Source organism: Streptomyces sp. SirexAA-E (genome assembly GCF_000177195.2).
Classification (GTDB): domain Bacteria; phylum Actinomycetota; class Actinomycetes; order Streptomycetales; family Streptomycetaceae; genus Streptomyces; species Streptomyces flavovirens.
Map to the genome: position 1 here is coordinate 4,402,224 of NC_015953.1, position 17,636 is coordinate 4,419,859.

Annotated in this window: 31 protein-coding genes; 29 read left to right on the forward strand and 2 right to left on the reverse strand. The window is 66.9% G+C overall.

Translation table 11 applies throughout. The features are described from left to right. Positions 1–11: 11 nt before the first annotated feature. The gene (locus SACTE_RS33365) at positions 12–218 is read right to left on the reverse strand and encodes a hypothetical protein (RefSeq protein WP_093565433.1); all 207 of its coding nucleotides are present in this window, start codon (positions 216–218) and stop codon (positions 12–14) included. A gap of 372 nt (positions 219–590) precedes the next feature. On the opposite strand from SACTE_RS33365, the gene SACTE_RS19735 reads away from it, so the two are divergent. Beyond that, on the forward strand, positions 591–1,787 hold the full coding sequence (locus SACTE_RS19735) for a hypothetical protein (protein WP_014047779.1): 1,197 nt from the start codon (positions 591–593) through the stop codon (positions 1,785–1,787). Between the two features lie 49 nt (positions 1,788–1,836). Here SACTE_RS19735 and SACTE_RS19740 read toward each other — a convergent pair whose 3' ends face one another. Then, positions 1,837–2,379 (reverse strand): GNAT family protein, encoded by a 543-nt coding sequence (locus SACTE_RS19740; RefSeq protein ID WP_014047780.1) that lies wholly within the window; start codon positions 2,377–2,379, stop codon positions 1,837–1,839. Positions 2,380–3,041: 662 nt separating this feature from the next. Here SACTE_RS19740 and rpsJ point away from each other — a divergent pair. The 28 genes from rpsJ to rpsK all read left to right on the forward strand — a co-directional run bounded on the left by rpsJ (position 3,042) and on the right by rpsK (position 17,599). Beyond that, positions 3,042–3,350, forward strand: a complete 309-nt coding sequence (gene rpsJ / locus SACTE_RS19745) for a 30S ribosomal protein S10 (protein WP_003948644.1) — start codon at positions 3,042–3,044, stop codon at positions 3,348–3,350. A gap of 13 nt (positions 3,351–3,363) precedes the next feature. Next, a complete protein-coding gene (gene rplC / locus SACTE_RS19750; RefSeq protein WP_014047781.1) occupies positions 3,364–4,008 on the forward strand; it encodes a 50S ribosomal protein L3 in 645 nt (214 codons plus the stop codon). A gap of 4 nt (positions 4,009–4,012) precedes the next feature. Continuing rightward, positions 4,013–4,663: a 50S ribosomal protein L4 gene (gene rplD, locus SACTE_RS19755; RefSeq protein WP_014047782.1), complete on the forward strand. Its 651-nt coding sequence runs from the start codon at positions 4,013–4,015 to the stop codon at positions 4,661–4,663. After that, on the forward strand, positions 4,663–4,986 hold the full coding sequence (gene rplW, locus SACTE_RS19760) for a 50S ribosomal protein L23 (protein WP_003966958.1): 324 nt from the start codon (positions 4,663–4,665) through the stop codon (positions 4,984–4,986). The genes rplD and rplW overlap by 1 nt, the downstream gene beginning before the upstream one ends. A 39-nt stretch (positions 4,987–5,025) precedes the next feature. After that, positions 5,026–5,862, forward strand: a complete 837-nt coding sequence (rplB, locus tag SACTE_RS19765) for a 50S ribosomal protein L2 (protein ID WP_014047783.1) — start codon at positions 5,026–5,028, stop codon at positions 5,860–5,862. A gap of 12 nt (positions 5,863–5,874) precedes the next feature. Further along, positions 5,875–6,156, forward strand: a complete 282-nt coding sequence (rpsS, locus tag SACTE_RS19770; protein WP_003966956.1) for a 30S ribosomal protein S19 — start codon at positions 5,875–5,877, stop codon at positions 6,154–6,156. A 43-nt stretch (positions 6,157–6,199) separates the two neighbouring features. Further along, complete coding sequence (gene rplV, locus SACTE_RS19775; RefSeq protein WP_004571827.1) at positions 6,200–6,547, forward strand: 50S ribosomal protein L22; 348 nt, start codon at positions 6,200–6,202, stop codon at positions 6,545–6,547. Then, the gene (rpsC, locus tag SACTE_RS19780; protein ID WP_014047784.1) at positions 6,547–7,383 is read left to right on the forward strand and encodes a 30S ribosomal protein S3; all 837 of its coding nucleotides are present in this window, start codon (positions 6,547–6,549) and stop codon (positions 7,381–7,383) included. Before rplV ends, rpsC begins: the two co-directional genes overlap by 1 nt. A gap of 5 nt (positions 7,384–7,388) precedes the next feature. Further along, entirely contained in the window at positions 7,389–7,808 is a 420-nt protein-coding gene (gene rplP, locus SACTE_RS19785; protein WP_014047785.1) for a 50S ribosomal protein L16, read from the forward strand. Beyond that, a complete protein-coding gene (rpmC, locus tag SACTE_RS19790; RefSeq protein ID WP_014047786.1) occupies positions 7,808–8,032 on the forward strand; it encodes a 50S ribosomal protein L29 in 225 nt (74 codons plus the stop codon). Before rplP ends, rpmC begins: the two co-directional genes overlap by 1 nt. Next, positions 8,032–8,340, forward strand: coding sequence for a 30S ribosomal protein S17 (gene rpsQ / locus SACTE_RS19795; RefSeq protein WP_014047787.1), 309 nt, complete (start codon positions 8,032–8,034; stop codon positions 8,338–8,340). Before rpmC ends, rpsQ begins: the two co-directional genes overlap by 1 nt. A gap of 100 nt (positions 8,341–8,440) precedes the next feature. Beyond that, a complete protein-coding gene (gene rplN, locus SACTE_RS19800) occupies positions 8,441–8,809 on the forward strand; it encodes a 50S ribosomal protein L14 (protein WP_003966950.1) in 369 nt (122 codons plus the stop codon). A gap of 2 nt (positions 8,810–8,811) precedes the next feature. Continuing rightward, positions 8,812–9,135 carry a 50S ribosomal protein L24 gene (rplX, locus tag SACTE_RS19805; RefSeq protein WP_014047788.1) on the forward strand — a complete coding sequence of 108 codons (324 nt, stop codon included), beginning with the start codon at positions 8,812–8,814 and terminating at the stop codon, positions 9,133–9,135. Beyond that, positions 9,135–9,692, forward strand: a complete 558-nt coding sequence (gene rplE / locus SACTE_RS19810; protein ID WP_014047789.1) for a 50S ribosomal protein L5 — start codon at positions 9,135–9,137, stop codon at positions 9,690–9,692. The genes rplX and rplE overlap by 1 nt, the downstream gene beginning before the upstream one ends. A 2-nt stretch (positions 9,693–9,694) precedes the next feature. Continuing rightward, complete coding sequence (locus SACTE_RS19815) at positions 9,695–9,880, forward strand: type Z 30S ribosomal protein S14 (RefSeq protein ID WP_003948630.1); 186 nt, start codon at positions 9,695–9,697, stop codon at positions 9,878–9,880. A 223-nt stretch (positions 9,881–10,103) separates the two neighbouring features. After that, entirely contained in the window at positions 10,104–10,502 is a 399-nt protein-coding gene (gene rpsH / locus SACTE_RS19820) for a 30S ribosomal protein S8 (protein ID WP_014047790.1), read from the forward strand. 21 nt (positions 10,503–10,523) lie between these two features. After that, positions 10,524–11,063: a 50S ribosomal protein L6 gene (rplF, locus tag SACTE_RS19825; RefSeq protein ID WP_014047791.1), complete on the forward strand. Its 540-nt coding sequence runs from the start codon at positions 10,524–10,526 to the stop codon at positions 11,061–11,063. A 2-nt stretch (positions 11,064–11,065) separates the two neighbouring features. After that, the gene (gene rplR / locus SACTE_RS19830) at positions 11,066–11,449 is read left to right on the forward strand and encodes a 50S ribosomal protein L18 (protein WP_014047792.1); all 384 of its coding nucleotides are present in this window, start codon (positions 11,066–11,068) and stop codon (positions 11,447–11,449) included. A gap of 46 nt (positions 11,450–11,495) precedes the next feature. Continuing rightward, positions 11,496–12,098, forward strand: coding sequence for a 30S ribosomal protein S5 (rpsE, locus tag SACTE_RS19835; RefSeq protein ID WP_014047793.1), 603 nt, complete (start codon positions 11,496–11,498; stop codon positions 12,096–12,098). Further along, complete coding sequence (gene rpmD / locus SACTE_RS19840; RefSeq protein WP_003966943.1) at positions 12,098–12,280, forward strand: 50S ribosomal protein L30; 183 nt, start codon at positions 12,098–12,100, stop codon at positions 12,278–12,280. Before rpsE ends, rpmD begins: the two co-directional genes overlap by 1 nt. Before the next feature lies 1 nt (position 12,281). Then, positions 12,282–12,737 carry a 50S ribosomal protein L15 gene (gene rplO / locus SACTE_RS19845; RefSeq protein ID WP_014047794.1) on the forward strand — a complete coding sequence of 152 codons (456 nt, stop codon included), beginning with the start codon at positions 12,282–12,284 and terminating at the stop codon, positions 12,735–12,737. 223 nt (positions 12,738–12,960) lie between these two features. Further along, entirely contained in the window at positions 12,961–14,280 is a 1,320-nt protein-coding gene (gene secY / locus SACTE_RS19850) for a preprotein translocase subunit SecY (protein ID WP_014047795.1), read from the forward strand. Further along, entirely contained in the window at positions 14,280–14,936 is a 657-nt protein-coding gene (locus SACTE_RS19855) for an adenylate kinase (protein WP_014047796.1), read from the forward strand. The genes secY and SACTE_RS19855 overlap by 1 nt, the downstream gene beginning before the upstream one ends. Before the next feature lie 124 nt (positions 14,937–15,060). After that, positions 15,061–15,903 carry a type I methionyl aminopeptidase gene (gene map, locus SACTE_RS19860; RefSeq protein WP_014047797.1) on the forward strand — a complete coding sequence of 281 codons (843 nt, stop codon included), beginning with the start codon at positions 15,061–15,063 and terminating at the stop codon, positions 15,901–15,903. Between the two features lie 212 nt (positions 15,904–16,115). Next, positions 16,116–16,337: a translation initiation factor IF-1 gene (gene infA / locus SACTE_RS19865; RefSeq protein WP_014047798.1), complete on the forward strand. Its 222-nt coding sequence runs from the start codon at positions 16,116–16,118 to the stop codon at positions 16,335–16,337. 60 nt (positions 16,338–16,397) lie between these two features. Next, positions 16,398–16,511 carry a 50S ribosomal protein L36 gene (gene rpmJ / locus SACTE_RS19870; RefSeq protein ID WP_003956441.1) on the forward strand — a complete coding sequence of 38 codons (114 nt, stop codon included), beginning with the start codon at positions 16,398–16,400 and terminating at the stop codon, positions 16,509–16,511. Between the two features lie 197 nt (positions 16,512–16,708). Beyond that, positions 16,709–17,089, forward strand: coding sequence for a 30S ribosomal protein S13 (gene rpsM, locus SACTE_RS19875; RefSeq protein WP_014047799.1), 381 nt, complete (start codon positions 16,709–16,711; stop codon positions 17,087–17,089). A gap of 105 nt (positions 17,090–17,194) precedes the next feature. Next, positions 17,195–17,599 carry a 30S ribosomal protein S11 gene (gene rpsK / locus SACTE_RS19880; RefSeq protein WP_003956432.1) on the forward strand — a complete coding sequence of 135 codons (405 nt, stop codon included), beginning with the start codon at positions 17,195–17,197 and terminating at the stop codon, positions 17,597–17,599. Positions 17,600–17,636: the final 37 nt, after the last annotated feature.

Sequence of the window (17,636 nt, forward strand, 5' to 3'; positions counted from 1 at the left end):
GCGGGCGCCGGTCACACGGCGGGGTCCGCGGCCGGTGCGCGCTCCTCGTCCTGCGGACAGCAGAGCGGCTCGGCGGCCTCGCTGACGTGGTGGAACTCCAGGGCCTGGCAGAACGCCAGGCACCGCTGCCGGATCTGCGGGCCGAGCCCCGGTGCGGGCGCTCGCCGGGGCCCCGGACGGAGGGCAGCACGGTCTCCGGACGCGGCGGCGTGCAACACGCGCCGGTGCGGGAGCCGCCGAGGCACGGCACACGGCGATGTGCCGGTGCCGTGGGGGCGGAGGGAGACGACGTGCGGCTGCGCTACGTCATGTACAGGGCGCGGAGTACGAACTCATGACGGACCCCTTGGAAGAAGGGTGTCCGCCCGATCGCCGGCCGGCCCACAGCTCTGTGGCCGGCGCCACGCGACACCGCGCTCCTTGCACGGATCCGGCGCCACCTGTCAACCAGGACGGTCACGGGCGGGCCGGCGCCCGAGATCCCCCCGGAACAGTCACATGATCGTCACGGAAGGCGTCGGCCCCTTGTCCTCCGGAACAGGACGCCATGAACTAGCCATGACAGCACCAGCAGGGGAGTGGGCACCGCAGTGAGCAGGAACGGCACGCCGTCGGAAGAGCGTCCGGAGCGGTCCGGGGACGAGGTTTCTCCCACGGACGAGCAGTGGGAGGAGTTCCTCCGGCACGCGGAGCGCGGGACCGCCGACGCCCCGAAGGAACCCTCGGCCCGTGCCCGTATGGTCACCGGACGGCTGCGCGCCCTGGACGAGGAGGCCGCGCGTACCCGGCGAGGCCGGTGGCGCCGGCGTGGGAAGAGCGTGCCCGCCGAACCCTGGCAGCCGGAGGGCTGGCGTACCGGCCCCGCCTGGCAGGAGATGAACGGGCGCACGCGCAAGCGGCGCCGTGTCGCCGGGGCGCTGGGCATGGTCGTGGTCGCGGGGGCCCTGGTCGTCGCCATGCGGCCGAGCCTGCTGACCGATCACCTCCCGGGAGGCGGCCGGGCCGCGGACACGACGCCTTTGCCCGCCGAGACGGCGCCGCCGACCGCCCCGCCCCCGGACGGGGGCGACCCGCTCGGGCCGACCCGTGAGGAGCCGTTCCGGGGCTCGCCCGCGCTCCGCTGGGCGGACGGTGCGCAGGGGATCGAGATCCCCGAGGCCAAGGCGGTCGGAGGACTGGACAGGGACCAGGTCGCCTACGCCCTGCGCATGACGAAACAACTCCTCGTCGAGGCCGACCTCGACCCCGCCACCCTGCGCGGGGAGCGTCCCGGGAAGGCCCTGGAGCTGCTCGATCCGCTCCAGGAGGGCTGGCTGGAGGAGGTGGAGCGGGGACTGCGCGAGCCCACTCGGGACCAGGACCCGCTGACGCTGTTCACCCGGTTCGACCCGGACGAGGCACGGCTGCTGGGAGAGGTGGTCAAGACCCGTGGGCGGATGACCTTCGAAGCGGGCAAGGCCGGCTCGGTCGAGGTCCACGCCGACTACACCTTCGTCTATCCGCTGGTGAAGGCGGGCGGTGACGACGTGACGCGGACGATCGTGCGGCGGCGGATGACGACGGCGGTGTTCGACCCGGCGCGGTGGGTCTCGACGCGGGGCAAGCTCTCCGTGCTGCGGACGGACCGGAACGTCGGCAACAGCGCCTGCGACGTGTACGACGGTTTCCTGCACCCGACGTTTCCGGGTGACGCCCCCGGGACCGCGCCCGACGGGTCCGCCATGGATCCCTACGACCGCAGCGAATGGCTGGACGACGACGTCTGCGGCACGGTCACGCGTACCTGACGGCCGCGTGGGGCAGGCCGCCGGGACCGGGCCGGCCCCGGCCGGGGGCTCAGCCCTGCGCGTCCGGCTTCCACTCCTCGGCGAGGAGCCCGAGGAGTACCTCGTCCAGGAACTCGCCCAGCACCCAGGCCGAGGAGCGCAGCACGCCCTCGCGGACGAAGCCGTTGCGCTCGGCGGAGCGCAGCATCGCGGTGTTGTCCGACAGGGTCTCGATCTGGAGCCGGTGCAGGCCGCGCACGACGAAGCCGTAGTGGCACAGCGTCGCGACCACGTCGGTGCCGTAGCCCTTGCTGCGCCAGGACGGGAGCAGTCCCAGACCGACGTGCGCGGACCGGTTGTGGGTGTCGATGCCCCACAGGTTCGCGACGCCGATCAGCGTGCCGCCTTCCAGCTCCACCACGGAGAACGGGACGTTCCCGTGCTCCGTCTCGTCCACGACGAGCCGAGGGTCCTTCGAGCCGGGAGCGATCGGCCGCCACGGACGGCCGTCGGCCCGTGAGCCGTTGACCACGTCGTTGTAGAGCTCGGCCCGCAGGACCGGGGCGTCTTCCTCGTGCCGGGCCCGGAGCCCGACCTTGCCACCTATGAGCATGCGAGGGTTCTACCAACCGGGCCGGCCGGCGGTAAACCGATTAAGCGGGGCCCGGGAGCCGGCTCGGGCCCGGGGCGCCCGTACCGTGTGCGCGCCCCCGGACGGCGGTGCTCGTGGTTCATGGCCGGAGCCGAGCACGAGGGACACCACGACCGGTGGGGCGGGTGACGCCGGCTCCGTCGAGGCATGTGCCGAAGGGCCCCGAACACCACGGACCGGCTGGGCGTCGAACGGGTGGCCGCCGGGCGAACGGCCGCTTCGCGCGGGCGCCTGCGTTTGACCGGTCCCTCGCAGGGGGTAAGATCCCCGACCCGATTGGCCAGCGCCGCTGCCCGTGTGTCACACTAGCCAGGTTGCTCGGTTGAGTGTCAATGCTGCGCGCCTCCCGCCGGGAGGACCGGAAGCGAGTCCCACAGTACTCGTCGGCCCCATGCGGGTCGGACGTACGGGAATCTTCCGGGAAGCGTCAGTGGGGCGCTGACCAGGCACCCGGTGGGGTTTCGCCCCCGGCAGCGCGGTTTCGGCCCGCACCCCCTTGGTTGGGAAATCCTTCGGGAGATCTTCGTAGAGGGGATGCGACACGCCCGACCGCGTGGGTCGGAGACGGAGTTACCGAACCGTCGGGTTCCAGAGCGTTATGAGAGACAGGACTACTAGTAGCCATGGCGGGACAGAAGATCCGCATCCGGCTCAAGGCCTACGACCACGAGGTCATCGACTCCTCGGCGAAGAAGATCGTCGAGACGGTGACCCGCACTGGTGCGTCGGTCGCGGGCCCGGTGCCGCTGCCCACTGAGAAGAACGTGTACTGCGTCATCAAGTCGCCGCACAAGTACAAGGACTCGCGCGAGCACTTCGAGATGCGCACGCACAAGCGCCTCATCGACATCCTCGACCCCACGCCGAAGACGGTTGACTCGCTGATGCGTCTCGACCTGCCGGCGGGCGTCGACATCGAGATCAAGCTCTGAGGTGACGCGCGAGATGGCTAAGAACATTAAGGGCGTCCTGGGCGAGAAGCTCGGCATGACCCAGGTCTGGGACGAGAACAACCGGGTTGTCCCGGTGACCGTCGTCAAGGCCGGGCCCTGCGTCGTCACCCAGGTCCGCACGAACGACAGCGACGGCTACGAGTCGGTCCAGATCGCCTTCGGCGAGATCGACCCGCGCAAGGTGAACAAGCCCCTCAAGGGCCACTTCGCCAAGGCCGACGTGACCCCGCGCCGCCACCTGGTGGAGCTCCGCACCCCTGACGCCAGCGAGTACACGCTGGGCCAGGAGGTCACTGCCGAGGTGTTCGAGTCCGGCGTCAAGGTCGACGTCACGGGCAAGAGCAAGGGCAAGGGCTTCGCCGGTGTCATGAAGCGTCACAACTTCAAGGGCCTCGGTGCCGGTCACGGCGTCCAGCGCAAGCACCGCTCCCCCGGTTCGATCGGTGGCTGCGCCACCCCTGGGCGTGTCTTCAAGGGCATGCGCATGGCCGGTCGGATGGGTAACGAGCGCGTCACCACCCAGAACCTGACCATCCACGCGGTCGACGCGGAGAAGGGTCTGCTGCTCATCAAGGGCGCGGTCCCCGGTCCGAACGGCGGCCTCGTCCTGGTCCGTACCGCGGCCAAGGGGGCTTGAGGTAATGAGCACCATTGACATCCTTTCGCCGGCAGGCGACAAGGCCGGTACCGTCGAGCTCCCCGCGGAGATCTTCGACGCGAAGACCAGCGTTCCGCTGATCCACCAGGTCGTCGTCGCACAGCTGGCAGCTGCCCGTCAGGGCACGCACAAGACCAAGCGCCGCGGCGAAGTCCGTGGTGGTGGCCGCAAGCCGTACCGCCAGAAGGGCACCGGCCGCGCCCGCCAGGGTTCGACCCGCGCACCGCAGTTCGTCGGCGGTGGCGTCGTCCACGGCCCGCAGCCGCGTGACTACTCGCAGCGCACCCCGAAGAAGATGAAGGCCGCCGCCCTCCGCGGTGCCCTCTCGGACCGGGCGCGTCACTCCCGCATCCACGTCGTCACCGGCGTGGTCGAGGGTGGGATCTCCACCAAGGCCGTCAAGACGCTGTTCGGCAAGATCTCGGAGCGCAGCAACCTGCTCCTGGTCGCCGAGCGTTCCGACGAGGCCGCGTGGCTGTCCGCGCGCAACCTGCCCCAGGTGCACATCCTGGAGCCGGGCCAGCTGAACACGTACGACGTGATCGTCTCTGACGACGTGGTCTTCACCCAGGCCGCTTTCGAGTCCTTCGTGTCTGGCCCCCAGACCGCTGAGACCGAAGGGAGCGCCGCCTGATGAGTGAGGCGACCGTTACCAGCAAGACCTACTCGGACCCGCGCGACGTTCTCGTCAAGCCGGTCGTTTCCGAGAAGAGCTACGCGCTGCTCGACGAGAACAAGTACACGTTCATCGTCGCGCCCGGCTCCAACAAGACCCAGATCAAGCAGGCCGTGGAAGCGGTCTTCTCGGTCAAGGTCACCGGGGTCAACACGATCAACCGGCAGGGCAAGCGCAAGCGCACCCGCACCGGTTTCGGCAAGCGCGCCGACACGAAGCGCGCCATCGTGACCCTCGCCGAGGGCGACCGTATCGACATCTTCGGCGGCCCGACCTCCTGACGGAGGTCGAGTCGTCCGGAATCGGACGAGGACTGAGAAATGGGTATCCGCAAGTACAAGCCGACGACCCCGGGCCGTCGTGGCTCCAGCGTCGCCGACTTTGTCGAGATCACGCGGTCCACGCCGGAGAAGTCGCTGGTCCGCCCCCTGCACAGCAAGGGCGGCCGTAACAACGCCGGTCGTGTGACCGTTCGCCACCAGGGTGGTGGCCACAAGCGCGCCTACCGCGTGATCGACTTCCGTCGTCACGACAAGGACGGCGTGCCGGCCAAGGTCGCGCACATCGAGTACGACCCCAACCGCACCGCGCGCATCGCGCTGCTGCACTACGCGGACGGCGAGAAGCGCTACATCATCGCCCCCCGTGGTCTGTCGCAGGGTGACCGCGTCGAGAACGGTCCGGGCGCCGACATCAAGCCGGGCAACAACCTGGCGCTGCGCAACATCCCGGTCGGTACGACGATCCACGCCATCGAGCTGCGGCCCGGCGGCGGCGCGAAGTTCGCCCGCTCCGCGGGTGCCTCCGTGCAGCTGCTGGCGAAGGAGGGCACGATGGCCCACCTTCGTATGCCGTCCGGCGAGATCCGGCTGGTCGACGCCCGCTGCCGCGCCACCATCGGCGAGGTCGGCAACGCCGAGCAGTCGAACATCAACTGGGGCAAGGCCGGCCGCATGCGCTGGAAGGGCGTTCGCCCGACCGTCCGCGGTGTCGTGATGAACCCGGTTGACCACCCGCACGGTGGTGGTGAAGGCAAGACTTCCGGTGGTCGCCACCCGGTCTCGCCGTGGGGTCAGAAGGAGGGTCGTACTCGTTCTCCCAAGAAGGCGAGCAACAAGTACATCGTCCGCCGCCGCAAGACGAACAAGAAGCGCTAGGAGCGGGTTTAGATGCCGCGCAGTCTCAAGAAGGGGCCCTTCGTCGACGGACACCTCATCAAGAAGGTGGACGTACAGAACGAGGCAGGCACCAAGAACGTCATCAAGACCTGGTCCCGTCGCTCGATGATCGTCCCGGCCATGCTGGGTCACACCATCGCGGTGCACAACGGCAAGATCCACGTCCCGGTGTTCGTCACCGAGTCGATGGTCGGCCACAAGCTCGGCGAGTTCTCGCCGACTCGCACCTTCCGCGGCCACGTCAAGGACGACCGGAAGTCGAAGCGCCGCTAAGCGCGGGGTGGAAACGACTATGACTCACACCGAAGGGACAACCATGGAAGCCAGGGCCCAGGCGCGGTACATCCGCGTCACGCCCATGAAGGCCCGCCGCGTGGTGGACCTCATCCGTGGCATGGATGCCACGGAGGCTCAGGCGGTCCTGCGTTTCGCCCCGCAGGCCGCGAGCGTGCCGGTTGGCAAGGTGCTGGACAGCGCCATCGCCAACGCTGCACACAACTACGACCACACCGACGCCTCTTCGCTGGTCATCAGCGAGGCGTACGTGGACGAGGGCCCGACCCTGAAGCGGTTCCGTCCGCGTGCTCAGGGCCGTGCCTACCGGATCCGTAAGCGGACCAGCCACATCACCGTGGTCGTCAGCAGCAAGGAAGGAACCCGGTAATGGGCCAGAAGGTTAACCCGCATGGGTTCCGACTCGGCATTACCACGGACTTCAAGTCCCGTTGGTACGCCGACAAGCTGTACAAGGACTACGTCAAGGAAGACGTCGCCATTCGTCGCATGATGACGAAGGGCATGGAGCGGGCCGGCATCTCCAAGGTGGAGATCGAGCGCACCCGCGACCGCGTCCGCGTCGACATCCACACCGCCCGCCCGGGCATCGTCATCGGCCGCCGTGGCGCCGAGGCCGACCGCATCCGTGGCGAGCTGGAGAAGCTGACCGGCAAGCAGGTCCAGCTGAACATCCTCGAGGTCAAGAACCCCGAGGTGGACGCTCAGCTGGTGGCCCAGGCCGTCGCCGAGCAGCTCTCCTCCCGCGTCTCCTTCCGTCGTGCCATGCGCAAGAGCATGCAGAGCACGATGAAGGCCGGCGCCAAGGGCATCAAGATCCAGTGCGGTGGCCGCCTCGGCGGCGCCGAGATGTCCCGCTCGGAGTTCTACCGCGAGGGCCGTGTGCCCCTGCACACGCTCCGTGCGAACGTCGACTACGGCTTCTTCGAGGCCAAGACGACCTTCGGCCGCATCGGTGTGAAGGTCTGGATCTACAAGGGCGATGTCAAGAACATCGCCGAGGTCCGCGCCGAGAACGCAGCGGCTCGCGCCGGCAACCGTCCGGCTCGTGGCGGCGCTGACCGCCCGGCCGGCCGTGGTGGCCGTGGTGGCGAGCGTGGCGGTCGCGGCCGCAAGCCGCAGCAGTCCGCGCCGGCAGCCGAGGCCCCCAAGGCCGACGCTCCCGCCGCCGCTGCTCCGGCTGAGAGCACCGGAACGGAGGCCTGACCGAAATGCTGATCCCCCGTAGGGTCAAGCACCGCAAGCAGCACCACCCGAAGCGCAGCGGTATGTCCAAGGGTGGCACGCAGGTTGCGTTCGGCGAGTACGGCATCCAGGCGCTGACCCCGGCGTACGTGACGAACCGCCAGATCGAGGCAGCTCGTATCGCGATGACCCGCCACATCAAGCGTGGCGGCAAGGTCTGGATCAACATCTACCCGGACCGCCCCCTGACGAAGAAGCCGGCCGAGACCCGCATGGGTTCCGGTAAGGGTTCTCCCGAGTGGTGGATCGCGAACGTCAAGCCCGGTCGGGTGATGTTCGAGCTGTCCTACCCGAACGAGAAGATTGCTCGTGAGGCGCTCACCCGCGCTGCTCACAAGCTTCCGATGAAGTGCCGGATCGTTCGGCGCGAGGCAGGTGAGTCGTGATGTCGGCCGGTACCAAGGCGTCCGAGCTGCGCGAGCTGGGCAACGAGGAGCTCCTCAACAAGCTCCGCGAGGCCAAGGAAGAGCTGTTCAACCTCCGCTTCCAGGCGGCGACGGGCCAGCTCGAGAACCACGGTCGGCTCAAGTCCGTCCGTAAGGACATCGCCCGGATCTACACCCTGATGCGCGAGCGCGAGCTGGGCATCGAGACGGTGGAGAGCGTCTGATGAGCGAGAGCACTGTGACTGAGACCACTGCAGACAAGAGCGGTTCCACCGCGGGCGACCGCGGCTTCCGCAAGACCCGTGAGGGTCTGGTCGTCAGCGACAAGATGGACAAGACCGTCGTCGTCGCTGTCGAGGACCGCGTCAAGCACGCGCTGTACGGCAAGGTCATCCGCCGTACGAACAAGCTCAAGGCCCACGACGAGCAGAACGCCGCGGGTGTCGGCGACCGCGTCCTCATCATGGAGACGCGTCCGCTGTCCGCGACGAAGCGCTGGCGCATCGTCGAGATCCTCGAGAAGGCCAAGTAATCCCTGAGGGGAATTCCCCTCAGGCCAGTTCCGCCAGGCTCGGCAGGGGCTCCCGCGAAGGAGCCCCTGCCGGGAACCGGCAGACGATCAGGAGATAGACGTGATCCAGCAGGAGTCGCGACTGCGCGTCGCCGACAACACGGGTGCGAAGGAAATTCTCACCATCCGTGTTCTCGGTGGCTCGGGTCGCCGCTACGCGGGCATCGGTGACGTCATCGTCGCCACCGTCAAGGACGCGATCCCCGGTGGCAACGTGAAGAAGGGTGACGTCGTCAAGGCCGTCATCGTTCGCACCGTCAAGGAGCGTCGTCGTCAGGATGGCTCGTACATCCGCTTCGACGAGAACGCCGCTGTCATTCTCAAGAACGACGGCGACCCCCGCGGCACCCGTATCTTCGGCCCCGTGGGCCGAGAGCTGCGCGAGAAGAAGTTCATGAAGATCATCTCGCTCGCGCCGGAGGTGCTGTAAGCATGAAGATCAAGAAGGGCGACCTGGTTCAGGTCATCACCGGTAAGGACAAGGGCAAGCAGGGCAAGGTCATCGTTGCCTTCCCCGCTCAGGACCGTGTCCTCGTCGAGGGTGTCAACCGGGTCAAGAAGCACACCAAGGCCGGTCAGACGGCTCGCGGTTCGCAGACGGGTGGCATTGTCACCACCGAGGCCCCGATTCACGTCAGCAACGTTCAGCTGGTCGTGGAGAAGGACGGCAACAAGGTCGTCACCCGCGTCGGCTACCGCTTTGACGACGAGGGCAAGAAGATCCGCGTTGCCAAGCGGACCGGTGAGGACATCTGATGACGACCACCACTGCGCCGCGTCTCAAGACGCGCTACCGCGAGGAAATCGCCGGCAAGCTGCGTGAGGAGTTCTCGTACGAGAACGTCATGCAGGTCCCCGGTCTGGTCAAGATCGTGGTCAACATGGGTGTGGGCGACGCCGCCCGCGACTCCAAGCTGATCGACGGTGCCGTCAGGGACCTCACCACGATCACCGGTCAGAAGCCGGCCGTCACCAAGGCCCGCAAGTCGATCGCGCAGTTCAAGCTGCGTGAGGGGCAGCCGATCGGCTGCCACGTCACCCTCCGTGGTGACCGCATGTGGGAGTTCCTGGACCGTACGCTGTCGCTCGCGCTTCCGCGTATCCGTGACTTCCGTGGCCTGTCGCCGAAGCAGTTCGACGGCCGTGGCAACTACACCTTCGGTCTCACGGAGCAGGTCATGTTCCACGAGATCGACCAGGACAAGATCGACCGGGTCCGGGGCATGGACATCACCGTGGTCACCACGGCGACCAACGACGACGAGGGTCGTGCCCTGCTTCGTCACCTCGGCTTCCCGTTCAAGGAGAACTGACCGTGGCGAAGAAGGCTCTGATTGCTAAGGCCGCCCGTAAGCCGAAGTTCGGCGTGCGCGGGTACACCCGCTGCCAGCGCTGCGGCCGGCCCCACTCCGTCTACCGCAAGTTCGGCCTGTGCCGCGTGTGCCTTCGTGAGATGGCTCACCGTGGCGAGCTGCCGGGCGTGACCAAGAGCTCCTGGTAACTCTCCTTCGCCTGTTGGGCGTCGGAGGTACCGGAAAGCTCTCGGTAAGTATCTGGTCGGCAGGAGCCCCGCTCTTCATGCCGTAGGCTTGAAGGGTTGGGCGCCTGCCGCCCTGACCGACTTACTACGCCGTAGGTCCCCGCACCGCACCCGTCCCGCCACTGAGTGGGGAGAGGGATGGCGCATACAGGAAACCCCGGCGAGAGAGGCCGAAGGCCAACTCATGACCATGACTGATCCCATCGCAGACATGCTCACGCGTCTGCGCAACGCGAACTCGGCGTATCACGACGATGTTTCGATGCCGCACAGCAAGATCAAGTCGCACATCGCGGAGATCCTCCAGCAGGAGGGCTTCATCACCGGCTGGAAGGTCGAGGACGCCGAGGTCGGCAAGAACCTCGTCCTCGAGCTGAAGTTCGGCCCGAACCGCGAGCGTTCGATCGCCGGCATCAAGCGCATCTCGAAGCCGGGTCTGCGTGTCTACGCAAAGTCCACCAACCTGCCGAAGGTCCTCGGCGGCCTGGGCGTGGCGATCATCTCCACGTCCCACGGTCTCCTGACCGGCCAGCAGGCCAGCAAGAAGGGCGTAGGTGGGGAAGTCCTCGCCTACGTCTGGTAGTCGGGAACGGAGGAAAAGCTCATGTCGCGAATCGGCAAGCTCCCCATCCAGGTTCCCGCCGGTGTGGACGTCACCATCGATGGCCGCACGGTCGCGGTGAAGGGCCCCAAGGGTTCCCTCACGCACACCGTCGCCGCGCCGATCGAGGTCACCAAGGGTGAGGACGGCGTGCTCAACGTCTCCCGCCCGAACGACGAGCGTCAGAACAAGGCCCTCCACGGCCTGTCCCGCACGCTGGTGGCGAACATGATCACCGGTGTGACCCAGGGATACAGCAAGGCGCTCGAGATCAGCGGTGTCGGTTACCGCGTCCAGGCGAAGGGCTCCAACCTGGAGTTCGCCCTGGGCTACAGCCACCCGATCCTCATCGAGGCTCCGGATGGCATCACCTTCAAGGTCGAGTCGCCCACGAAGCTCAGCGTCGAGGGCATCGACAAGCAGAAGGTCGGCGAGGTAGCCGCCAACATCCGCAAGCTGCGGAAGCCCGACCCGTACAAGGCCAAGGGCGTCAAGTACGCGGGCGAGGTCATCCGCCGCAAGGTCGGAAAGGCTGGTAAGTAGCCATGGCATACGGTGTGAAGATCGCCAAGGGCGACGCGTACAAGCGCGCGGCTCTCAAGCGGCGCCACATCCGCGTCCGCAAGCACATCTCCGGTTCGCCGGAGCGTCCCCGCTTGGTCGTGACGCGTTCCAACCGCCACATCGTCGCCCAGGTCATCGACGACATCGCGGGCCACACGCTCGCGTCGGCGTCGACCCTGGACACGTCGATCCGTGGTGGCGAGGGTGACAAGAGCGCCCAGGCCAAGCAGGTCGGCGCCCTGGTCGCCGAGCGTGCCAAGGCTGCAGGCGTCGAGGCCGTCGTGTTTGACCGCGGTGGTAACCAGTACGCCGGGCGGATTGCCGCTCTGGCTGACGCCGCCCGTGAAGCCGGGCTGAAGTTCTAGCCCCGGTTCCTACGCACAGCGGACGTAACAGAGAGAGGTAAATCCAATGGCTGGACCCCAGCGCCGCGGAAGCGGTGCCGGTGGCGGCGAGCGGCGGGACCGGAAGGGCCGTGACGGTGGCGCAGCCGCCGAGAAGACCGCGTACGTCGAGCGTGTCGTCGCGATCAACCGCGTCGCCAAGGTAGTGAAGGGTGGTCGTCGCTTCAGCTTCACCGCGCTGGTCGTGGTGGGCGATGGTGACGGCACCGTCGGTGTCGGATACGGCAAGGCCAAGGAAGTTCCCGCGGCCATCGCCAAGGGCGTCGAAGAGGCCAAGAAGAGCTTCTTCAAGGTGCCGCGTATCCAGGGCACCATCCCTCACCCGATCCAGGGCGAGAAGGCTGCGGGCGTCGTCCTGCTGAAGCCTGCTTCCCCCGGTACCGGTGTGATCGCGGGTGGCCCGGTGCGCGCCGTCCTGGAGTGCGCCGGCGTCCACGACATCCTGTCGAAGTCGCTCGGTTCGTCGAACCCGATCAACATCGTGCACGCGACCGTGGCGGCCCTTCAGGGCCTGCAGCGTCCCGAGGAGATCGCGGCTCGCCGTGGTCTGCCCCTCGAGGACGTCGCCCCCGCGGCTCTGCTGCGTGCGCGTGCGGGAGCGGGTGCGTAATGGCTCGCCTCAAGATCACGCAGACGAAGTCGTACATCGGCAGCAAGCAGAACCACCGCGACACCCTGCGTTCGCTCGGGCTCAAGCGCCTGAACGACTCGGTTGTCAAGGAGGACCGCCCCGAGTTCCGCGGAATGGTGCACACCGTCCGCCACCTCGTGACGGTTGAGGAGGTTGACTGACATGGCGGAGAACAGCCCGCTGAAGGCCCACAACCTCCGGCCTGCCCCGGGCGCCAAGACCGCCAAGACCCGTGTGGGTCGTGGTGAGGCGTCCAAGGGTAAGACCGCAGGCCGTGGTACCAAGGGTACGAAGGCTCGTTACCAGGTTCCGGAGCGCTTCGAGGGTGGCCAGATGCCCCTCCACATGCGTCTCCCGAAGCTCAAGGGCTTCAAGAACCCGTTCCGCACGGAGTACCAGGTCGTGAACCTGGACAAGCTCGCGACGCTCTACCCCGAGGGTGGAGAGGTCACGGTGGCCGACCTGGTCGCCAAGGGCGCCGTGCGTAACAACCACCTCGTCAAGGTCCTCGGACAGGGCGAGATCTCCGTGGCGCTGCAGGTTTCGGTTGACGCCGTCTCCGGCTCCGCCAAGGAGAAGATCGCCGCCGCCGGCGGCACCGTCACCGAACTCGTCTGAGACAACTCGGACAAGCAGGTGGTCTGAACATCCGACCGGGGATGCCTCTCATATGGGGCATCCCCGGTTGGTCGTTCCTAGGGGGGCATGTCCGCCGGTAAGGTGGCGTGCACTGTAGCTGTGGTACGCCTTGGGCAACCGCCCGGGGACCTTTGGCTGTTACCTATTCGTCGATCCTCAAGACCGTCACCTCACGCTTTGCGCGGGGGTCGCAGGAGGCACCGTGCTCACCGCGTTCGCCCGGGCGTTCAAGACGCCCGACCTGCGCAAGAAGCTGCTCTTCACGCTCGGCATCATCGTGCTCTACCGTCTCGGTGCGCACATTCCCGTACCGGGGGTGAGCTACGAGAACGTCCAGATTTGTGTTGATCAGGCAAGCGATGGCAACAACAGCCTCTTCGGCCTGGTGAACATGTTCAGCGGTGGTGCACTGCTGCAGATCACGATCTTCGCGCTCGGCATCATGCCGTACATCACGGCCAGCATCATTCTTCAGCTGCTGACCGTCGTCATCCCCAGGCTCGAAGCCCTCAAGAAGGAGGGGCAGTCGGGTACCGCCAAGATCACGCAGTACACGCGTTATCTGACGGTCGCCCTCGCCATCCTCCAGGGCACCGGACTCGTCGCCACGGCGCGCAGCGGCGCGCTGTTCAGCGGCTGCCCCGTCGCCAACCAGATCGTCCCGAACCAGTCGATCTTCACCACCGTCGTCATGGTCATCACCATGACCGCCGGTACGGCCGCCGTCATGTGGCTCGGTGAGCTCATCACCGACCGCGGCATCGGCAACGGCATGTCGATCCTGATGTTCATCTCGATCGCCGCCAGCTTCCCCGCCGCCCTGTGGGCCATCAAGGAGAGCGGCAAGCTGGCCGACGGCTGGATCGAGTTCATCACGGTCATCCTGATCGGCTTCGTGATGGTCGGCCTCGTCGTCTTCGTCGAGCAGGCCCAGCGCCGCGTGCCGGTGCAGTACGCGAAGCGGATGATCGGGCGCCGGTCCTACGGCGGTACGTCCACGTACATCCCGTTGAAGGTGAACCAGGCGGGTGTGATCCCCGTCATCTTCGCTTCTTCGCTGCTCTACATCCCTGCTCTAATCGTTCAGTTCTCCAATTCCACCGCGGGCTGGGCGACCTGGATCCAGGACCACTTCGTCAAGGGCGACCACCCCTACTACATCGCGACGTACTTCCTGTTGATCGTGTTCTTCGCCTTCTTCTACGTGGCGATCTCGTTCAACCCCGAGGAAGTCGCCGACAACATGAAGAAGTATGGTGGCTTCATCCCGGGTATCCGGGCCGGTCGACCTACTGCCGAGTACCTGAGCTACGTGCTCAACCGGATCACTTGGCCGGGATCGCTGTACCTGGGTCTGATCGCTCTTGTGCCGACGATGGCGTTGGCGGGCTTCGGTGGTGCGAACCAGAACTTCCCGTTCGGCGGGACGAGCATCCTGATCATCGTGGGTGTGGGTCTGGAGACCGTGAAGCAGATCGAGAGTCAGCTCCAGCAGCGCAATTACGAAGGGTTCCTCCGCTGATGCGAATCGTCCTCGTCGGGCCGCCCGGTGCCGGCAAGGGTACGCAGGCTGCGTACCTTGCCAAGAATCTCTCGATTCCGCACATCTCCACGGGCGACCTCTTCCGCGCCAACATCAGCCAGGGCACGGACCTTGGCAAGCAGGCCCGCGCCTACATGGACGCGGGACAGCTGGTGCCGGACGAAGTCACCATCGGAATGGCCAAGGACCGCATGGCCCAGCCGGACGCCGGGAACGGCTTCCTGCTGGACGGCTTCCCGCGCAACGTGGGTCAGGCCGAGGCGCTCGACGCGATGCTCCGCGAGGAGGGCGTCACGCTGGACGCGGTTCTGGACCTGGAGGTCCCCGAGGACGAGGTGGTCAAGCGCATCGCGGGCCGCCGCATCTGCCGTAACGACAGCTCGCACGTCTTCCACGTGACGTACAACCCGCCGAAGACCGACGGTGTCTGCGACGAGTGCGGCGGCGAGCTGTACCAGCGTGACGACGACAGCGAAGAGACGGTTCGCACCCGGCTCGAGGTCTACCACACGCAGACGGAACCGATCATCGACTACTACCGGACCCAGGGTCTGGTCGTGACGATCTCCGCGCTCGGCAAGGTCACCGAGGTGACCGAGCGGGCGATGGAGGCCCTCAAGAAGTCCGAGGGCTGAGCGGCTCCACCCCGTACCACCACAGTCGGCCGCGGCGCCATCGGGCGCCGCGGCCGACTGTGTGCGCCGTATCGTGGAGTACGGCATCGTCCGTTCCCCACCGCAGGCAGAAAGGCGCCGAGCAATGGTGCAGATCAAGACCCCCGAGCAGATCGCGAAGATGCGCGAGGCGGGCCTGGTGGTCGCCGCCATTCACGCCGCCACCCGTGAGGCGGCGGTCCCCGGTGCCACCACGCGGGACCTGGACGAGGTGGCCCGCAAGGTGATCGCGGACCACGGCGCGAAGTCGAACTTCCTGGGCTACGGCGGATTCCCCGCGACGATCTGCACCTCGGTCAACGAGGTGGTCGTGCACGGCATCCCCGACGACAAGACCGTCCTCAAGGACGGCGACATCATCTCCATCGACGCCGGCGCCATCGTGGACGGCTGGCACGGTGACGCGGCGTACACGGCCTTCGTGGGCACCGGACACGCTCCGGAGCTGGTCGAGCTCTCCCGGGTGACCGAGGAGTCCATGTGGGCCGGTATCGCCGCGATGAAGGTGAACAACCGGCTCGTCGACATCTCGAAGGCCATCGAGTCCTACATCCGCCGCCAGCCCCGCCCGGCGACCGGCAAGTACGGGATCATCGAGGACTACGGCGGCCACGGCATCGGCACCGAGATGCACATGGATCCCCACCTGCTGAACTACGTCTCCCGCAAGCGCGGCAAGGGCATCAAGCTCGTCCCCGGCGTGTGCCTGGCGATCGAGCCGATGGTCTCCCTGGGCACGGCTCGGACGGAGGTCCTCGCCGACGAGTGGACGGTCCTCACGACCGACAAGTCCTGGTCCTCGCACTGGGAGCACTCCATCGCGCTCACCGAGCAGGGCCCGCTGGTGCTGACCGCGCCGGACTGCGGCCGGGAGCGGCTCGCCAGGTACGGGGTCGAGGTCGCGCCGGATCCTTCCTCAAGGTCTTGAGGACCGGGGGGACCCCAAGTGCTGACCCCGCGCACCGGTTCCGCCCTCTGATCTGTGTCTAAGGATCAGAGGAAGTGGGCAAACTTGACGGATTCGTCTTTTGGAGTCCGCTGACGTAGACTGACTCGTCGGCTCTCGTGCATCAGTGTGCCCGTATGTCTGCACACCCGGTGTGGTGAGCCGATCAAGGTAGCCGATTCGAAAGGCGAAGCGTGGCCAAGAAGCAAGGTGCCATCGAAATTGAGGGCACCGTGATCGAGTCCCTCCCGAACGCCATGTTCCGGGTTGAACTCCAGAACGGTCACAAGGTCCTCGCGCACATCAGCGGCAAGATGCGGATGCACTACATCCGTATCCTCCCGGATGACCGGGTCGTGGTGGAGCTCTCTCCGTACGACCTCACGCGTGGCCGGATCGTCTACCGCTACAAGTAGATCTTGCCGCCGCCCCGTTTCGGCGTGGTGTTGGCACTGACCCGGAGAACCTGACATCCCATGAAGGTCAAGCCGAGCGTCAAGAAGATCTGCGACAAGTGCAAGGTGATCCGCCGTCACGGCCGGGTCATGGTCATCTGCGACAACCTGCGCCACAAGCAGCGCCAGGGCTGACGCACGACCACCTGCATCTCGCAGCTCTTCGCGCGACGCACGTACACGTACATACGCAGTGCCCGTCCAAGCCACGGCTGACGACACCTCCGGCGGGGGCCGGGGACCCGGGCGTACCACTCCTCCCTCAGGGGCCGGGGTCGGCGTTCGGGAGCGGTACTGCGGAAGACCCCCGACATGACAACTGGAGCCATTGAATGGCACGCGTTTCAGGTGTTGACATCCCGCGCGAAAAGCGCGTGGAGGTTGCCCTCACCTACGTCTTCGGTATCGGGCGCACCCGGTCCAAGGAGATCCTCGCCACCACCGGCGTGAACCCGAACACCCGTGTTCGTGACCTGGCCGAAGAGGACCTGGTCAAGATCCGCGAGTACGTGGACGCCAACCTTCGCACCGAGGGTGACCTCCGCCGCGAGATCCAGGGCGACATCCGCCGCAAGATCGAGATCGGCTGCTACCAGGGCATCCGGCACCGTCGCGGTCTGCCGGTCCACGGTCAGCGCACCAGCACGAACGCGCGTACCCGCAAGGGCCCGCGTCGCGCCATCGCCGGTAAGAAGAAGCCGGGCAAGAAGTAGTCCTCAGCGGACGCACTGCGCGGGTCCGGTCCACCGGACGTGCGCAGCAACCAGCGGTCTTCGCTGTAGGACCGATCACCTCCCCTCTCCATCTGGAGTTCAGACATGCCCCCCAAGGGTCGTCAGGGCGCAGCCAAGAAGGTGCGTCGCAAGGAAAAGAAGAACGTCGCTCACGGCCACGCGCACATCAAGAGCACGTTCAACAACACCATCGTCTCGATCACGGACCCCTCGGGCAACGTGATCTCCTGGGCCTCCGCCGGCCACGTCGGCTTCAAGGGCTCGCGCAAGTCCACCCCCTTCGCCGCGCAGATGGCCGCCGAGTCGGCCGCCCGCCGCGCGCAGGAGCACGGCATGCGCAAGGTCGACGTCTTCGTCAAGGGTCCCGGCTCCGGCCGTGAGACCGCGATCCGCTCCCTCCAGGCCACGGGCCTCGAGGTCGGTTCGATCCAGGACGTCACCCCGACGCCGCACAACGGCTGCCGTCCGCCGAAGCGTCGCCGCGTCTGACCCGTCACGGCCGGTGACGGCCGTGCGGCAGTAGCGC

Coding starts and splice junctions, on each gene's coding strand:
- SACTE_RS19740 (WP_014047780.1), bottom strand. CDS start 2,379: ATGCTCATAGGTGGCAAGGTCGGGCTCCGGGCCCGGCACGAGGAAGAC.
- rpsJ (WP_003948644.1), top strand. CDS start 3,042: ATGGCGGGACAGAAGATCCGCATCCGGCTCAAGGCCTACGACCACGAG.
- rplC (WP_014047781.1), top strand. CDS start 3,364: ATGGCTAAGAACATTAAGGGCGTCCTGGGCGAGAAGCTCGGCATGACC.
- rplD (WP_014047782.1), top strand. CDS start 4,013: ATGAGCACCATTGACATCCTTTCGCCGGCAGGCGACAAGGCCGGTACC.
- rplW (WP_003966958.1), top strand. CDS start 4,663: ATGAGTGAGGCGACCGTTACCAGCAAGACCTACTCGGACCCGCGCGAC.
- rplB (WP_014047783.1), top strand. CDS start 5,026: ATGGGTATCCGCAAGTACAAGCCGACGACCCCGGGCCGTCGTGGCTCC.
- rpsS (WP_003966956.1), top strand. CDS start 5,875: ATGCCGCGCAGTCTCAAGAAGGGGCCCTTCGTCGACGGACACCTCATC.
- rplV (WP_004571827.1), top strand. CDS start 6,200: ATGGAAGCCAGGGCCCAGGCGCGGTACATCCGCGTCACGCCCATGAAG.
- rpsC (WP_014047784.1), top strand. CDS start 6,547: ATGGGCCAGAAGGTTAACCCGCATGGGTTCCGACTCGGCATTACCACG.
- rplP (WP_014047785.1), top strand. CDS start 7,389: ATGCTGATCCCCCGTAGGGTCAAGCACCGCAAGCAGCACCACCCGAAG.
- rpmC (WP_014047786.1), top strand. CDS start 7,808: ATGTCGGCCGGTACCAAGGCGTCCGAGCTGCGCGAGCTGGGCAACGAG.
- rpsQ (WP_014047787.1), top strand. CDS start 8,032: ATGAGCGAGAGCACTGTGACTGAGACCACTGCAGACAAGAGCGGTTCC.
- rplX (WP_014047788.1), top strand. CDS start 8,812: ATGAAGATCAAGAAGGGCGACCTGGTTCAGGTCATCACCGGTAAGGAC.
- rplE (WP_014047789.1), top strand. CDS start 9,135: ATGACGACCACCACTGCGCCGCGTCTCAAGACGCGCTACCGCGAGGAA.
- rpsH (WP_014047790.1), top strand. CDS start 10,104: ATGACCATGACTGATCCCATCGCAGACATGCTCACGCGTCTGCGCAAC.
- rplF (WP_014047791.1), top strand. CDS start 10,524: ATGTCGCGAATCGGCAAGCTCCCCATCCAGGTTCCCGCCGGTGTGGAC.
- rplR (WP_014047792.1), top strand. CDS start 11,066: ATGGCATACGGTGTGAAGATCGCCAAGGGCGACGCGTACAAGCGCGCG.
- rpsE (WP_014047793.1), top strand. CDS start 11,496: ATGGCTGGACCCCAGCGCCGCGGAAGCGGTGCCGGTGGCGGCGAGCGG.
- rpmD (WP_003966943.1), top strand. CDS start 12,098: ATGGCTCGCCTCAAGATCACGCAGACGAAGTCGTACATCGGCAGCAAG.
- rplO (WP_014047794.1), top strand. CDS start 12,282: ATGGCGGAGAACAGCCCGCTGAAGGCCCACAACCTCCGGCCTGCCCCG.
- SACTE_RS19855 (WP_014047796.1), top strand. CDS start 14,280: ATGCGAATCGTCCTCGTCGGGCCGCCCGGTGCCGGCAAGGGTACGCAG.
- map (WP_014047797.1), top strand. CDS start 15,061: ATGGTGCAGATCAAGACCCCCGAGCAGATCGCGAAGATGCGCGAGGCG.
- rpmJ (WP_003956441.1), top strand. CDS start 16,398: ATGAAGGTCAAGCCGAGCGTCAAGAAGATCTGCGACAAGTGCAAGGTG.
- rpsM (WP_014047799.1), top strand. CDS start 16,709: ATGGCACGCGTTTCAGGTGTTGACATCCCGCGCGAAAAGCGCGTGGAG.
- rpsK (WP_003956432.1), top strand. CDS start 17,195: ATGCCCCCCAAGGGTCGTCAGGGCGCAGCCAAGAAGGTGCGTCGCAAG.